This is a genomic window from Candidatus Limnocylindrales bacterium, from assembly GCA_035559535.1.
In the GTDB taxonomy this organism is placed as follows: Bacteria; Moduliflexota; Moduliflexia; order Moduliflexales; family JAUQPW01; genus JAUQPW01.
Genome location: DATMBG010000058.1, coordinates 117,695 through 132,254, shown reverse-complemented (window position 1 = coordinate 132,254; position 14,560 = coordinate 117,695). Strand labels below are relative to the sequence as shown.

Below are 14,560 nucleotides of genomic sequence, written 5' to 3'. Positions count from 1 at the left end.
TATTTCCCCGTGTCCTCCAGGTTCCCGCGTCTCCTGGTCCCAGCGTTCCTGCGTCTTAAGTTGTTCCCGCGTCACGAATAAAGACCCTTCTACCTTGAACGATCAACCGGTCTTCGGCCAAAAGTTTCAAGGCTTCTGGATAAGCGATATGCTCCTGTTCTAAGATTCTGGCAGACAGAGTTTCTTCTGTATCGGTATCGTAGACAGGAACAGTTCGCTGAATGACAATGGGACCATGATCTACCTCTTCATCGACCAGGTGAACCGTACAGCCTGTAACCTTGACGCCATATTCCAGGGCCTGTCTTTGGGCATGAAGTCCGGGAAAAGCCGGTAAAAGAGAAGGATGGATGTTGAGAATTTTATTGGGATAAGCTCGAATCAACACCGGAGATAGAATTCGCATAAATCCTGCCAGGGCAATAAGATCGATTTGGTTATCCTGTAGAAATCTTAAGAGAAGGCTATCATACTCTTCACGGGTTAGACCTTCTGGAGACAGGTAAAAGGCCTTAATAAAGTTCTGCGCGGCTCGTCTCAGGGCCTGGGCATCTTCCCGGTCCGTAATCACCAAAACGATTTTTGCAGGAATTTCCCCTTTTTTTGTAGCCTCAATAAGGGCCTGCAAATTGGTTCCACGTCCCGAAGCAAAAACGGCGACCCGTTTCATCCTTTGTCCATTGTCCGTTGTCCCTTACCCGGAGTTTGTACTAAAAGTCAAAAACAGCGGGCAACAAACAACGGACAAAGAACATTTTATATTCCCATTTGTTTGCAATTAAACGAATAGCCGGTTATGGCGAGTTCCCGGCTTCGCTCTGGGTTTTGGCTCATAGGGCTCCTCACCATGACAAATTACCCTCTGGAAGGCAAAGGGATATCAGTACAGAATCTCCACCTTCTTTTCACCCTCCAGGATCTTCCCGATTGGCCTGATTTCTTTAAATTGCTCGACAATTGAATTTGCTGTTTGGACATCGGTAACGAGAGCCATTCCGATACCCATGTTAAACGTTCGAAACATTTCTTCGGTTGAAATTTGACCCAGGGTCTGAATCAACCGGAAGATGGGAAGAACAGACCAGGAATGGCTATCGATGAGGGCCTGACATCCTTTCGGAAGAATCCGACCCAATTTCTCCGGAAAACCCCCTCCGGTGATATGGCTGATTCCTTTAATGGAATATCTTCCCAGGAGTTCCTGAACAAGGTCCACATAGATGCGGGTGGGCTTGAGAAGTTCGCAGGCAAAAGTATTGGAAAGTTCGGTGGAGTATTGGGTCAGGTCAATGGCGTTCATTTCCAGGAGTACTTTTCGGACCAAGGAGTAGCCGTTACTGTGAATACCACTGGCGGGAATTCCCAGGATCTTATCTCCCGGTTGGATCCGGCTGGGGTCTATGATTTTACTTCGATCAACTATCCCTACCGCAAAACCCGCCAGATCATACTCTCCAGCCTCATAAACCCCCGGCATTTCGGCGGTCTCTCCAGCAATAAGAGCCATATGGGCCTGTCGACAGCCTTCTACAATTCCGGCAATGATAGCTTTCCCCTGTTCCAGCTCTAATCGACCGGTGGCAAAATAATCCAGAAAGAAGAGGGGCCTGGCTCCGCAGGTAATCAAATCGTTAGCACACATGGCTACCAGGTCTATGCCGATTGTTTCATGATAGTTAACCATCTGGGCAATCTTAAGTTTTGTACCGACACCGTCCGTCGTCGCCACCAAAACAGGTTCGCCAATTCCGGAGAGATCCAGTGAAAATAATCCCGAAAATCCCCCTAACTCCGTTAGCACGCCAGGGCTAAAGGTAGATTGCACCAACTCTTTGATCTCCTGGACAAAACGATTCCCTTTTTCAACGTCCACACCGGCAGTTCGGTAAGTAATCACTGAACCAGGGGCCATGCGCCTTGAGCAACTAAGCACTCCCTACTCGTTAATTGCCCACTGCGCATTGCTAATGGCTACAGGATATTGTCCTGTAAAACAGGCATCGCAATAGGAATGCTTATTTCCTTTTACAGCAGCCCGGAGTCCCTGCAGGGAAAGATATTGAAGACTATCTACCCCCAGGAAATCTTTTATTTCCTCTAAAGAATGGGTCGCCGCGATGAGCTGGTTTCGATCTGGAGTATCTATGCCGAAGAAACAAGGATATCGGATGGGAGGGGAGCTGATTTTGAGATGAACTTCTTTGGCCCCTGCTTTTCGGATTAATTTGATCAACTGCTTGCAGGTAGTCCCCCGGACGATAGAATCATCCACTACAATAACCCGTTTGCCTTGCAAAGCTTCTTCAATGGGGTTCAATTTAATCTTTAACCTTAAATCTCGAATCTCCGGAGAGGGTTGAATAAAGGTCCTCCCCACATAATGATTCCGGGTTAGTCCCATTTCATAAGGTATTCCAGATTCACGGGCAAAACCAATGGCTGCTGCAACTCCTGAATCCGGCACAGGAATAACTACATCGGCTTCCGTTTTCGATTCTCTAGCCAACTGGGCTCCCATTCGAATTCGGGCCTGATAAACACTTTGGTTAAAGATATGGCTGTCGGGTCTTGCAAAATAAACCAATTCAAAGATGCAAACACTTTCTTTTTTGGCCGAAAACCTGGAGGATTCCAATCCTTTAGAGCTGATTTTAATCATTTCTCCGGGCTCGATTTCCCGGATAAACTCAGCCCCTAATAAATCTAAGGCACAGGTCTCCGAAGCTAAAATATAAGAGCCTTCCAGATTACCCAAAATGAGAGGCCGAAATCCATTTGGGTCCCGAATCCCATAGAGCACCCCATTATACAATAAAACCAGAGAATAGGCTCCTTTAACCTGAGCTAAAGCCTCTTGAACCCGCCCTTCAAAGCTTTCCTGTCTTGATTTGGCAATAAGATGGGCAAAAATTTCCGTATCCGTTGTGGTTTGAAAAATAGAGCCTTCTTCTTCTAACCTTTTAAACAATTCCTGGGCATTGACCAGATTTCCATTATGGGCAATAGCCAGTCTTCCCCTTGAGAACTGTACAATAATGGGTTGAATATTTCTTTTATTGCTATCCCCACAGGTTGAATAGCGAACATGCCCAATGGCCACCTTCCCCTTCAATCCTTCCAGATCTCGTTCATTGAAGACTTTAGAAACCAGACCCATCCCTTTATGGAAGTGAGTTTCATTCCGGCTACCATGAACAACGATTCCGGCGCTTTCCTGCCCTCGATGTTGTAATGCATAGAGTCCGTAATAGGTTAAATGAGCAACATCGGTCGTTTCAGGTGATCCATAGATACCAAAGATTCCACACATGCTTAGCTTTGCTGGCAGTAAGTTCTGGGTGGGGGGAAAAAAGCCGCCCACTACTTACTGTCTGCTAATCCCCGCTTTCCGGTCCAGACTTCTCTGAGTTTAGATACAGGTAAACGAATCCAATCATTGATCTGAAAGATTCCACTGTCTGTCACCTTACCCAATACGGTTATAGGGACCTGAAAGCTATAAGCAATTTCTTGAAGTTTTTCCAGATTCAAGGGGCTTAAACTCACAACAATCCGGGCCTGGTCTTCTCCAAACAGCAAAAAGTCCCATCTCAGGGGATCGGTAAGCTCGATGGAGATACCTGGTAAATGAGGATTCTTTTCTTTACCCCGTCCGGTCAAACAGGACTCTGCCAGGCAAATAGCCAATCCACCCTGGGAGGTATCGTGAGCCGACTTGATAAGACCTGAGCGAATCGCCTTCAGACAGGCTTGTTGAAGCGCTTTTTCTCTTTGTAGATCTAGAGAAGGTCCTTCCCCCAGGACACGTTGATGGATAATCTTTAAATACTCACTGCCACCGATCTCACCTTTATTTTCCCCGAGAAGGACGATCAGGTCCCCCGGATCTTTAAAACTTTGTCCGGTAATATAACCAACCTCTTCAATCAGTCCCAACATTCCGATGATAGGAGTAGGATAAATGGCCTTTCCGTTTGTTTCGTTATAGAAACTGACATTTCCTCCTATAATAGGAATACCTAAAGCCGTACAGGCCGTTTTGAGGCCTTCGATGGTTTCCACAAACTGCCACATGACTTCGGGTTGCTCCGGGCTACCAAAGTTCAATCCGTCGGTGATGGCAATGGGTTCGGCTCCTACACAGACCACATTACGGGCAGCCTCTGCTACGGCAATCTGTGCACCTCGCCTCGGATTTAGATAGCAATACCGCCCATTACCGTCTGTCGTCAAAGCAATGGCCTTTTCCCTTTTCAGTTTTCCGTTCTCGCGTTCTTCTATCCCTTCCGCCGTCTTCGTAGTTTCAACTTTTCGGATCCGAAGAACGGCTGCATCTCCTTCTTCCGGGCGTAGAATCGTATTGGCAAGGATGGTGTGATCGTATTGTTGATAGATCGGGCGCTTACTTCGAATATTGTCGGAACCCAGGAGAGTCAGGAAGACTTCTTCAGGGTTTGCAGGTAGAGGAATCTTCTCCAGATCCAGGTTGGCGGTTTCTTTCAAATAATCAGGCTTCACGAAAGGCCTTCGGTAAAGGGGTGCTTCATCGGTCAGGCTGCTTATCGGAATTTCTGCTACCACCTGCCCTTTCAGATAAATCTGGAGTAAGGCCTGTTGATGGGGTGCTTCGGCTCCGGTAACCTCTCCAATAACGGCAAATTTTAAGTCCCACTTTTCAAAAATCTCCCGGGCTTTATTTTCATAGCCTTTTTTAACTACCATCAACATGCGCTCCTGGGACTCGGAGAGCATGATTTCATAGGGGGTCATTCCGGATTCCCGTAAGGGGACCTGATCCAGATAGATTTTCATTCCCGTACCGGCCCGTGCAGCCATTTCCGAGGTAGAGCATGTCAAACCGGCAGCACCCATGTCCTGGATTCCGACCAGATAACCGCTCTCATAAAGTTCCAGACAAGCTTCCAGCAATTTTTTTTCTGTAAAAGGATCTCCGATTTGAACGGAAGGTCGGTCTTCCATGGACTTTTCGCTCAACTCTCTGGAGGCAAAGGCGGCCCCGTGGATCCCATCACGACCGGTAGGGGAGCCTACAATAATGACCGGATTTCCAATACCTTCAGCTCGACCCCTTTGCACACGATCCTGTCGCAGGAGACCCACGGCCATCACGTTGACCAGAGGATTTCCGTTATAGCAGGGTTCAAAATAAACCTCTCCCCCGACCGTTGGGACGCCAAACGGATTTCCATAGCCAGCAATTCCTGCTACCACTCCTCCCAGAAGGTATCGGGTCTTTGGATTTTTCAAATCCCCAAACCGCAGGGAATTTAAAACCGCAATGGGTCGGGCTCCCATGGTAAAAATATCCCGTAAAATACCCCCAACCCCGGTAGCGGCCCCTTGATAAGGTTCCACGAAAGAAGGGTGGTTATGGCTTTCGATTTTCATGACAACGGCCAGTCCATCTCCAATATCGATAACCCCGGCATTTTCCCCGGGACCTATGAGCACGCGACTCCCCTGGGTAGGAAGACTCTTTAACCAGAAACGAGAGGATTTATAGCTACAATGTTCCGACCACATGACCGAAAAAATCCCGAGCTCCGTTATATTCGGTTCCCTTCCCAAAAGAGTTTTTATCTTTTCGTATTCTTCTGGAGAAAGACCCTGGGCCTGGATGACTTCCGGGGTCACCTTTATCTCGTTAAGGTTCATGGTAATTTTTTCCGAAAAGCGTTTCGGGATCCCTGGTAAGGGCTTTATATCTGGCTACCAATCGGGCCAGCTCCTCTTCAGTCCTGGGCCTGGCCTCCAATCTCATATTATTGGCTTGAAGCAAGAGATCCCGCAGATAAGAATATAGGGAGCAAATGGCTAGAATATTCCGGGACGCCTGCTCAATCTCTTCTTCGGTCATTCCTTCATAAAAAGTCTCGCTAAAATCCCCTAAACCTGCCTTAAATTCATCCCAGGTCCCCTCAGCTTCCAGATTCCTTTTGATATTCGGCAGGTAAACCTGCAAAACATTCATAAGTAGAAAAGCAGGGATATCGTTGACCATAGTCCCTTAACCTTTACGGTGATGCCAGTTAACCATAGAAGAAAAAACCCGGGCACCCATACCGTCCCCAATCAAAGAGTCTACATTCCGTTCGGGATGAGGCATAAGACCTACGACATTTCCTTCTTTATTGGCAATTCCGGCAATATTATGGAGAGAACCGTTGGGATTCCACTCCTCTTCAACTTTCCCTTCGGGGGAAACATACCGAAAAATGATCTGACCGTTGATTTCCAATTCTTCTAACGTCTTTGGATCGGTGTAATAGTTTCCTTCGGAATGGGCAATGGGAAGGGTTATCACCTGGTTTTTCTCATAGTCCAGGGTGAAAGGCGTGGTGTTCTGCTCGATTTTTACATAGACATCCTTACAGATAAATTGCAATGTGCGGTTTTTCATCATCGTTCCCGGTAATAAGCCACTTTCCAGGAGAATCTGAAATCCATTACAAATTCCCAGGACCAGTCCTCCACTTCGGGCAAAGTTGATGATACTGGGCATGATTTTGGAAAACCGTGCAATAGCCCCGGCCCTTAGATAATCTCCATAACTGAATCCTCCGGGGAGAATAATCCCGTCGTAATTTCCCAGCTTTGTCTCCTTGTGCCAGATGTACTCCACCTGCTGGCCTGTAACCTGTTGGAGGGCCTGGTAGGTATCCTGATCACAATTGGATCCCGGAAAAACAACGACACCGAATTTCATGATAAGGTAAATTCATATTGCTCGATGACCGGATTAGCCAGCAGTTCCTGACACATTTTATGGACTTGCTGCTCTGCCTCTTCCCTGGAAACCGAATTTAATTGGATTTCGATAAGTTTACCAACCCGGGTCTCTCGAACATTTTGATAACCTAAGTTCTGTAAAGCCTCCTGAATGGTTATTCCTTGAGGGTCTAAAACCCCTTTTTTAAGGGTGATATAAATTTTAGCCGTCAGCATGGAAAACAGGAACCAGAAGCCGGAGTCAGAATTCAAAAGTTATCAGTTATTCTGAAGGCCGACTCTGAAGGACTGATTCCTGATTTATCACTTTAGAAAGCCGGTGATAAACCTCTTCATAGGCCTCGATGACTTCTCCTAAGTCTTGCCGGAATCGATCCTTATCTAATTTTTTTCCGGTATACTTATCCCAAAATCTACAGGTATCCGGAGATATCTCATCCCCCAGGAGAATTTCACCCCGATATCGACCAAATTCCAGCTTGAAGTCCACCAGGATCAGGTCAGCCTGGTCACATACCGGAACCAACAGGTTATTAACCTCTAAAGCTTGTTTACGGAGTTGGGAGAGTTCTTCTGAACTGGCCAGTTTAAGAACTCGTGCATGATCCTCATTGATTAAAGGGTCGTGTAGAGGGTCATTTTTATAATAAAATTCCACAACCGGAGGGCTCAAAATCTCTCCTTCTTTCAGACCGATTCGTTTGACTAAACTTCCGGTAGCCCGGTTTCGAACGATGACTTCGATGGGGATCATCTGAAGTTTTTTCGCCAGAAAGGTTCGTTCATCCAGTTCCCGAATAAAATGGGTTTTGATTCCTTTTTTTTCTAGATACCGGAAGATGAGACAGGTTATTCGAGCATTGTAAAAACCCTTTTGAGGAATTTTATCCTTCTTTAAACCATCAAAAGCCGTTGCATCATCCTTGAAGAAGATAGAAACTTCTTGGGGGCCTTCCTGATCCTTAACGATCTTAGCCTTGCCTTCATAGATGGTTTGTACCATTTAGCTTCCTCCCCGTTGAGAAGGTTCTTTGGGATTCTGTTACAACATAAAGATAGGGAGAAAATAGCTCCCTGTCAACCAATAGAAATCAAAATCCTGAAGTCTTAGGCTGACCTTGAGGAACCAAAGTTTAAAGTCATAAAGTAACATTTTTTACCATAAAAAGATCTCTGATCCGACCTAAACGAAATAAAAGTATAATTCAAGTTAATTTTGTTGATTTTTTAGCGAAATTAATTAATATTTTATTATAAGACCTGTTTAAAAGGAAGGTTTAAAGTGGGGGTCTATAGAATAAGCGTTTATAGGATGAGAGAGGGTTTTTATGGGAAAAGCTCGGATTCTGGCTGTAGAGGATGAAGCAGATATTCTGGAGTTTTTAAAAGAATTCCTGATCAGTGGGGGTTATGAAGTTGCAACGGCGTTGAGTGGCGAACAGGCGCTTCAATTGTTAAATGGCCAGAAGTTTGATCTTTTGGTCGTTGATTTGAAGATGCCCCGAGTCAATGGACTGGAGGTTATAAAGAGAGCCCGAGAGTTAGATCCAAATATCTTGGGTATTTTGATAACCGGGGATTTTACTTTTAGCGGGAACTTACAAGAGCTGGGGCATGCAGGTATCTATAGCTGGCTGTTCAAACCCTTAGGAGATATCAATCAATTACTCTTAATGATTCAAAGAGCTTTGGAGTATCAAGATTGTCAACGGGAAATAAAGAAGCTTAAAGACGAACTTAAAGTTTTAAATCAGACTCCTTCCACTCAATTAGAAGGACTATCCTTCCTTTCTGAAGAGGTTACCAAACATATCCGATACGAATTACAAAATTACCTTTCCCTGATCAGAACTTTTATAACTTACCTGACGAAAAAATTAGAAGATACCGATGAGGCTATTCGAAAACATCTTGAGCGGTTGGATCGGCAAACGAATTTATGTGAAAAAACCATCCTGAATCTCCTGGAGCCTCCTAAGAAAAAAGAGCGAATCTAAATTGAAGAATTTCTACACCCCTTAGGAATACCCCGTTTTAACTCCGTCTACCTTTTTAATCTTAAAATCCCGGTTTTCCGTACAGGGGCTATGCAATTTTTGAAAAAAGCCCTATTCTATATACATAGGAGAGGATAATGAGTTATGGCTGAGAAAGATTATTATAAAATATTAGGTGTATCAAAGACAGCTTCAGAAGAAGAAATTAAGAAAGCCTATAGAAAATTAGCCCGCAAGTACCATCCAGATGTGAACCCTGGAGATAAAAAGGCTGAAGAGAAGTTCAAAGAGATTTCAGAAGCCTATCAAGTCCTCAGTGATCCAGAAAAGCGGAAGCAGTATGATCAATTAGGGTTCGAAGCCTTTTCCAGAGGATTTGGTACCGGAGGATACCAATGGCGACCCCCGGATTTTTCTTCTATTTTTGAGGACCTGGGTATAGGGGGAACCCGAGGTTCTCGGGTGAGGGATTTTTCCGATCTCAGTGATCTTTTCGGGGATCTGTTTGGCGGAGGACGTAGGAGTACAACCTACTCTCCAACCCCGGTACCGGGTGAAGATCTGGAATACACGCTGGAGCTGAGTTTTGAGCAAGCTGTACGAGGTACCACAACCCGAATTCACCTTTCTCGGGAAGCACCCTGTGAAGAGTGCAATGGAACAGGAATCCAGAGAGGTAGAGGAATGGAAATTTGCCTGGAGTGCGGTGGAAGCGGGCGTGTACGCATCGGCCAGGGGCCTCTGAACTTTTTTCAACCCTGCCCCCGATGTGGTGGAAGCGGAAAGGTCAACACCTATGCCTGTACTCGATGTAAAGGGGTTGGAACCGTTCATAAGGAAGAAAGTATCGATGTTAAAATTCCTCCCGGCGTAGATACCGGGTCCAGAGTTCGCGTGGCCGGTAAAGGAAATTCAGGACGAAATGGAGGACCCAGCGGGGATTTATACATTATTACCCAGGTTCGACCCCATCCGTTCTTTGAAAGAAAAGGAGATGATCTCTACTGCGAAGTGCCTATAACGGTAACCGAAGCAGCCCTGGGGGCTAAAATCGAAGTCCCCACGTTAGATGGGAAAACCCTTTTAACCATACCGGCTGGAACCCAAAGTGGTCAGGTTTTCAGACTTCGGGGCAAGGGGGTTCCGCACTTGAAAGGGGGAGGGGCGGGAGATCAATATATTAAGGTTAAAATTGTTCTTCCGCCTTCTTTAGATTCTTACTCCCTGGATCTGTTAAAGGAATTTGAGAGACGAAATCCTTACAATCCTAGACTGAACCTGGTAAGGTAAAAAGGAGAACTTTGGATCATGGATGCTAAACCGACTTATGTTACTTTAGCCAGGGTCGTGGAGGTCTGCCAGATTGAGCCTGACTTGCTTCTCCTTTATGAATCTGAAGGGCTTATTTCCCCTCAACGAAATGAAGAGGGCGAAATACTTTTCTCGGAGAGAGATCTCCGCCGATTAAGCACTATTATCCAGCTTACCCGGGACCTGGAGGTTAATCTGCCGGGAGTAGAAGTTATCTTAGGAATGATCGAACGTATGGAGCTGTTACAAGAACAGCTTTATGAAATTTTTAAATACCTTTCCCAAGAAATGAAAAAGCAGCTATCCCGCTAAGAAAGCCTAAAGTCTACTCCTTAGGAATACCAGCCGGTCCAAGGGTACCAAGTTAAGGGCTAAAATTCCCCGAGGACGACCGGTGGATGGCTAAAAAATTCTAAGAAACGCCATGTATTGCTTCTTTACCCTTCTGTTCCTAATTCCCCTAACCGGCTATGGGCTCCTGCTGTTTCCTTCAAAGTATCGGCAACCGCTAGATTCAGAAAGCTCACCTGCCTCCTCGATAGATCCAAGGGGGTCTTTTTAGGATTTGGGCTTAGACAGACCGGTAAGCAACTTATGCAAGGCGGCTAAATCCACGGGTTTGGTAAAATGGTAATCAAATCCGGCTTCTCGGGATTGACGTTTATCTTCCTCCTGACCGTATCCGGTTAAAGCAATCAATACCAGATCAGGTAAGTTAATCTGCTGCCGGAGTTGTCGGGCCACCTCATAACCGTCCTTTCCGGGAAGACCGATATCTAATATTACGATTTCCGGTTGATAGGCCAATCCTACCTGGAGGGCCATCAAGCCATCGTGTACAATCTGAACTTCATATCCCCATAGCTCCAATAGTTCGCCTAAAGATTTTGAGGCATCCATATTGTCGTCGACGACGAGGATACGTTTCGATCTTATTGTTTCCGACTCGGAATTTACAGGCTCTAGATTTTGAGTTTGGGATTCAGGATGGTGTAGAGCCGGCAGGCGTATCACGAATTCGCTTCCCTGACCCGGACCCGGACTATGGGCCGATACTTTCCCGCCATGCATTTCGACTAAACTCCGTACCAGCGTGAGTCCGATTCCAAGGCCTCCTTGGGTACGATCTAGAGATTGATCGACTTGAATAAATAGGTCGAAGATGCGGGATAACATCTCTGGGGGAATACCCATTCCTGTGTCCCGTATGCGGATTACTACTTCGTTCTCCTCCCGGGTACCCATTAGCCAGATACGACCTCCCGGAGGGGTGTATTTGGCTGCGTTGTTCAAGAGATTGATCAAAATTTGCCTCAATCGAACCGGATCGGCTTCTAGCTTTAAGGGCTCTTTGGGCAGAGAAATAAGCAGCTCATGTTTGCGGGCTTCGATAAGAGGGCGGCTGGTCTCTACGGCACCAACTACAATGGTTGCCAGATCCAGAGGCTCTTTGTTTAACTGAATTTTACCCTGCGTGATTCGTGAAACATCCGATAAATCATCCAGAAGACGGACTATATATTGGGCTTGCCGCTCTAATATGTCCAGGGATCGCTTGAGGATCGGATCGTCGATCTGGCGTAAACGTATGATCTCAAGGGAATTAAGGATAGGGGCCAGGGGATTACGCAGTTCATGGGCCAGCATAGCCAGAAATTCATCCTTACGCCGATTAACCTCTTGGACTTCATGAAGCAACCGGGCATTATCAATAATGATGGCAGCTCTTTGGGTAAAATCCTCGGCCAAGGCCAAATCCGTAAGATCGTAATGACGACCAGAGTCTGCTGATACGAAGGTTATAACCCCCAGGGTCCGCCCACGAGCCCTTAAAGGTATATGCATAGAGGACTTGATCTCTAATTTTTGAAGTATACTCAGATGTTTCGCGTCTAAGGCATATTTCGTTGCAAGGAGCTCATCGGTTATCTCCGGATAAATTTCAGATCGGCCGGTTCGCAGGACATTTACAATGGGATGTTCTTTACCTAGATGGGGAACATAGGATTTCTGAAGTTCCTGGAGCAAAGGGAGTTTCGATGGATTTACATGGGCTATGGCTGATCGGTGAAGGACCTGGTCCTCTGTGATTATATCGATAAGGCAAAAATCACAGAGGTAAGGAACGGGCAGATGGGCCAACTTCTCCAGGCTATTTTCATAATCCAGGGAGGTCACAAGTTGAGTACTTGCTTCCGTAAGAAAGGTAAGGCGTTTTTGTGCCAACTCCAGTTCAGTCCGTGCAGTTTGTTCCCGCACACTGGTTATCAGTAGCCGTTCGTTAATCTCACGAATCTCTGAAGTAATCTGCTCCGCGTGCTCATGGGCCAGAACCTGTTCGGTTGTATCATTGATCTGTATGATAAGTCCTTCAGGATCCCCTTGAGCATTTCGGATAGGCCAGACGGTGTAAGTCCAGTAAATAGTTCCTCGCTGGGGATGGATATGGGCTCGGTTTATAAGAAAGGCCGCTTCGCCGGTATGATAAACCTGATCGAGAAGGGTTAAGGAATCCCGGGACAAAGATTCCGGGAAGGCTTCAGCCAGGGGACGTCCTACTAAATCTTCCTTGTTTTTACCAGATAAACGACAGAAGGCTAAATTGACATAACTAACCCTATGGGTTTCCCCTTGAACAATAATTATGGCCAGGGGGGAATCCTCCAGTATAAGACGGCAGGAAGCTATCTTTTCGGTCAAGCTAAAAGATCCCTCCAAGGTCGAACTTTCCACATTGGGTAAATAGCTTCCCTTTTCGGCAGTATGTTTATTCTTCTCCATAATCTGTTTGCTGCTTACCAAGCCGTAGCTTATTTTTTACACAAGGGGACGATAGAGAATTCGATCTCCTTCTTCTACCTTCACAGCATATCGAAGCGTTAGAAGTCTATCCAGGGCGCGGGCCAGATCTGGAGGGTCCAAGGCAGTCCGTTGAGCCAACATAGTAGCCGAGGTTTCCCCTAGCTTCAGGAGCGTCTGTAATACCCTCATTTCCTGATCTATCAGACCCGGATAAGGAAACTGCTTTAAGATTTCCTGGGGTTGAGAGATACCGGAAATAATCCCCTGGTACCCTTTGAGGATCTCGCCTACTACCAGGCCCTGGGAGGTGATTTCATAGACCCTAAGGTCTTTACTATGGGGACTGTTTCGCATCTTCACAACCGTGATAACCTTTTTAAGTTGACCGTCCATTTCAATATAACGCTGTAAGATTATATCGTCGGTTAAAAAAGAGATTACATAGGGATTGAGCCGTAACTCATTATAAATGCCATCCCTTTCAAGGGTCATCAGCACGGTAACCCCATCCTCGGTGAGGGCCTCTACCATCCGGTATAAGGATTCCTGGAACTCCTTACGGAAAGTAGGTGCCAGGGCTACCTCGAAGCCGGATAGGGAGTTTATGACGACGCGCCTGGCGGCTATTTGCTCGACCGCTTTTTGGATCTTTTGAAGGGCTTCATCCGGTAAAAGGTCTATTTGACGCAAATACAGAATTCTCAGGCGATCTTGACGAATCATCTCGGCCAGGTCAAAGCCAAACGCTTTAGCCCGTTCCAGATACCTCTGAGGGCGTTCTTCAAAGAGAACAACGACGCCTGGCTCTCCTTGCCGGAGTCCTTCATGGATAAACTGAGTGGCCAGCACCGTTTTACCCGAACCTGAAGGTCCTGCCAGGATGACAGAATCTCCTAGTGGAATTCCTCCGTTCATCATCTCATCCAACCCCGGTACCCCTGTGGAAATCCGTTCCGATGGGATGGGTCTTTTTTCTTCCTTAATCGGCTTCACCATGCGTGGAAAGACTTTTAAGCCATTCTGGGTAATGCGGAAGGTATGCATGCCTAACAAAGGGGCCTGCCCCCGCATTTTTATTACCTGAAGTTTACGGATTGTGGAGTTACACTCTACACTTTGAAAGAGCCAAAGAATACCGTCGGCTACGGTGAATACGGGACTTTGGCGGATTTCTTCATCTGGATACTCTCCTACCAGAAACGTCGTAGCTTGCCAAGTAGTAAGATATAAAGCCAGGCGCTGAATGAAGTTTTGTAATTCGGTCTCACCGGTCCTGACCCCCTTTACGGCCTGGACCACTGTACGAAAGGAGTCCACCACAACAATACTGGGACCGATCTTTTCAACCTCCCGTACGATACTTTCCAGCACCTTACTCAGATCTTTATCCAATACTTCCTGACTTAAATTAATAAAGTGGATACTGGAATCTACTTTATTTAAGTCGAAGAAGTTAAACTGTTGCTGATAACGCAACATTTTAATAGGTGGCTCACCCAGTACCGTGAAGTAAAGGGCGGGTCGATCTGGAGAGGTATTGGCAAACATAATCTGATGAGCGAGAGTCGTTTTTCCCGTTCCCGGCCCGCCGGCAATGAGATTGAAGGAGTACTCTGGAAGACCTCCCCCTAATACCTGGTCAAGTCCCGGTACCCCTGTGGGTAACGTACGTATAATCACCTTTTGCCTTTCAGTCATGC

At 46.3% G+C, this 14,560-nt stretch carries 13 protein-coding genes; 3 read left to right on the top strand and 10 right to left on the bottom strand.

Annotated features, from left to right (window positions below; translation table 11 throughout):
• Positions 1 to 55: 55 nt before the first annotated feature.
• From purN to purC, 8 genes are all read right to left on the bottom strand, one after another.
• Positions 56 to 670, bottom strand: a complete 615-nt coding sequence (gene purN / locus VNM22_22180; protein ID HWP49880.1) for a phosphoribosylglycinamide formyltransferase — start codon at positions 668 to 670, stop codon at positions 56 to 58.
• A 210-nt stretch (positions 671 to 880) separates the two neighbouring features.
• Complete coding sequence (gene purM, locus VNM22_22175) at positions 881 to 1,912, bottom strand: phosphoribosylformylglycinamidine cyclo-ligase (GenBank protein HWP49879.1); 1,032 nt, start codon at positions 1,910 to 1,912, stop codon at positions 881 to 883.
• Positions 1,913 to 1,936: 24 nt separating this feature from the next.
• Entirely contained in the window at positions 1,937 to 3,310 is a 1,374-nt protein-coding gene (purF, locus tag VNM22_22170; protein ID HWP49878.1) for an amidophosphoribosyltransferase, read from the bottom strand.
• Positions 3,311 to 3,360: 50 nt separating this feature from the next.
• Positions 3,361 to 5,676, bottom strand: a complete 2,316-nt coding sequence (gene purL, locus VNM22_22165; GenBank protein ID HWP49877.1) for a phosphoribosylformylglycinamidine synthase subunit PurL — start codon at positions 5,674 to 5,676, stop codon at positions 3,361 to 3,363.
• Positions 5,666 to 6,022, bottom strand: a complete 357-nt coding sequence (locus VNM22_22160) for a hypothetical protein (protein HWP49876.1) — start codon at positions 6,020 to 6,022, stop codon at positions 5,666 to 5,668. Before VNM22_22160 ends, purL begins: the two co-directional genes overlap by 11 nt.
• Positions 6,023 to 6,028: 6 nt before the next feature.
• Positions 6,029 to 6,727 carry a phosphoribosylformylglycinamidine synthase subunit PurQ gene (purQ, locus tag VNM22_22155; protein HWP49875.1) on the bottom strand — a complete coding sequence of 233 codons (699 nt, stop codon included), beginning with the start codon at positions 6,725 to 6,727 and terminating at the stop codon, positions 6,029 to 6,031.
• Positions 6,724 to 7,002 (bottom strand): phosphoribosylformylglycinamidine synthase subunit PurS, encoded by a 279-nt coding sequence (gene purS / locus VNM22_22150; protein ID HWP49874.1) that lies wholly within the window; start codon positions 7,000 to 7,002, stop codon positions 6,724 to 6,726. The genes purQ and purS overlap by 4 nt, the downstream gene beginning before the upstream one ends.
• Positions 7,003 to 7,012: 10 nt before the next feature.
• On the bottom strand, positions 7,013 to 7,753 hold the full coding sequence (purC, locus tag VNM22_22145; GenBank protein ID HWP49873.1) for a phosphoribosylaminoimidazolesuccinocarboxamide synthase: 741 nt from the start codon (positions 7,751 to 7,753) through the stop codon (positions 7,013 to 7,015).
• A 325-nt stretch (positions 7,754 to 8,078) separates the two neighbouring features.
• On the opposite strand from purC, the gene VNM22_22140 reads away from it, so the two are divergent.
• The 3 genes from VNM22_22140 (at position 8,079) to VNM22_22130 (ending at position 10,370) form a co-directional block, all read left to right on the top strand.
• Entirely contained in the window at positions 8,079 to 8,747 is a 669-nt protein-coding gene (locus VNM22_22140) for a response regulator (GenBank protein ID HWP49872.1), read from the top strand.
• A 144-nt stretch (positions 8,748 to 8,891) separates the two neighbouring features.
• Positions 8,892 to 10,037: a molecular chaperone DnaJ gene (dnaJ, locus tag VNM22_22135; GenBank protein ID HWP49871.1), complete on the top strand. Its 1,146-nt coding sequence runs from the start codon at positions 8,892 to 8,894 to the stop codon at positions 10,035 to 10,037.
• A gap of 18 nt (positions 10,038 to 10,055) precedes the next feature.
• Positions 10,056 to 10,370: a chaperone modulator CbpM gene (locus tag VNM22_22130; protein HWP49870.1), complete on the top strand. Its 315-nt coding sequence runs from the start codon at positions 10,056 to 10,058 to the stop codon at positions 10,368 to 10,370.
• A gap of 246 nt (positions 10,371 to 10,616) precedes the next feature.
• Here VNM22_22130 and VNM22_22125 read toward each other — a convergent pair whose 3' ends face one another.
• Entirely contained in the window at positions 10,617 to 12,839 is a 2,223-nt protein-coding gene (locus VNM22_22125) for an ATP-binding protein (protein HWP49869.1), read from the bottom strand.
• Positions 12,840 to 12,875: 36 nt separating this feature from the next.
• On the bottom strand, positions 12,876 to 14,558 hold the full coding sequence (locus VNM22_22120) for an ATPase domain-containing protein (GenBank protein ID HWP49868.1): 1,683 nt from the start codon (positions 14,556 to 14,558) through the stop codon (positions 12,876 to 12,878).
• Between the last annotated feature and the right edge of the window lie 2 nt (positions 14,559 to 14,560).

Excerpts from the sequence above, each read along its gene's own strand:
- purN (HWP49880.1), bottom strand. The coding sequence starts at position 670 with ATGAAACGGGTCGCCGTTTTTGCTTCGGGACGTGGAACCAATTTGCAG.
- purM (HWP49879.1), bottom strand. The coding sequence starts at position 1,912 with ATGGCCCCTGGTTCAGTGATTACTTACCGAACTGCCGGTGTGGACGTT.
- purF (HWP49878.1), bottom strand. The coding sequence starts at position 3,310 with ATGTGTGGAATCTTTGGTATCTATGGATCACCTGAAACGACCGATGTT.
- purL (HWP49877.1), bottom strand. The coding sequence starts at position 5,676 with ATGAACCTTAACGAGATAAAGGTGACCCCGGAAGTCATCCAGGCCCAG.
- VNM22_22160 (HWP49876.1), bottom strand. The coding sequence starts at position 6,022 with ATGGTCAACGATATCCCTGCTTTTCTACTTATGAATGTTTTGCAGGTT.
- purQ (HWP49875.1), bottom strand. The coding sequence starts at position 6,727 with ATGAAATTCGGTGTCGTTGTTTTTCCGGGATCCAATTGTGATCAGGAT.
- purC (HWP49873.1), bottom strand. The coding sequence starts at position 7,753 with ATGGTACAAACCATCTATGAAGGCAAGGCTAAGATCGTTAAGGATCAG.
- VNM22_22140 (HWP49872.1), top strand. The coding sequence starts at position 8,079 with ATGGGAAAAGCTCGGATTCTGGCTGTAGAGGATGAAGCAGATATTCTG.
- dnaJ (HWP49871.1), top strand. The coding sequence starts at position 8,892 with ATGGCTGAGAAAGATTATTATAAAATATTAGGTGTATCAAAGACAGCT.
- VNM22_22130 (HWP49870.1), top strand. The coding sequence starts at position 10,056 with ATGGATGCTAAACCGACTTATGTTACTTTAGCCAGGGTCGTGGAGGTC.
- VNM22_22125 (HWP49869.1), bottom strand. The coding sequence starts at position 12,839 with ATGGAGAAGAATAAACATACTGCCGAAAAGGGAAGCTATTTACCCAAT.
- VNM22_22120 (HWP49868.1), bottom strand. The coding sequence starts at position 14,558 with ATGACTGAAAGGCAAAAGGTGATTATACGTACGTTACCCACAGGGGTA.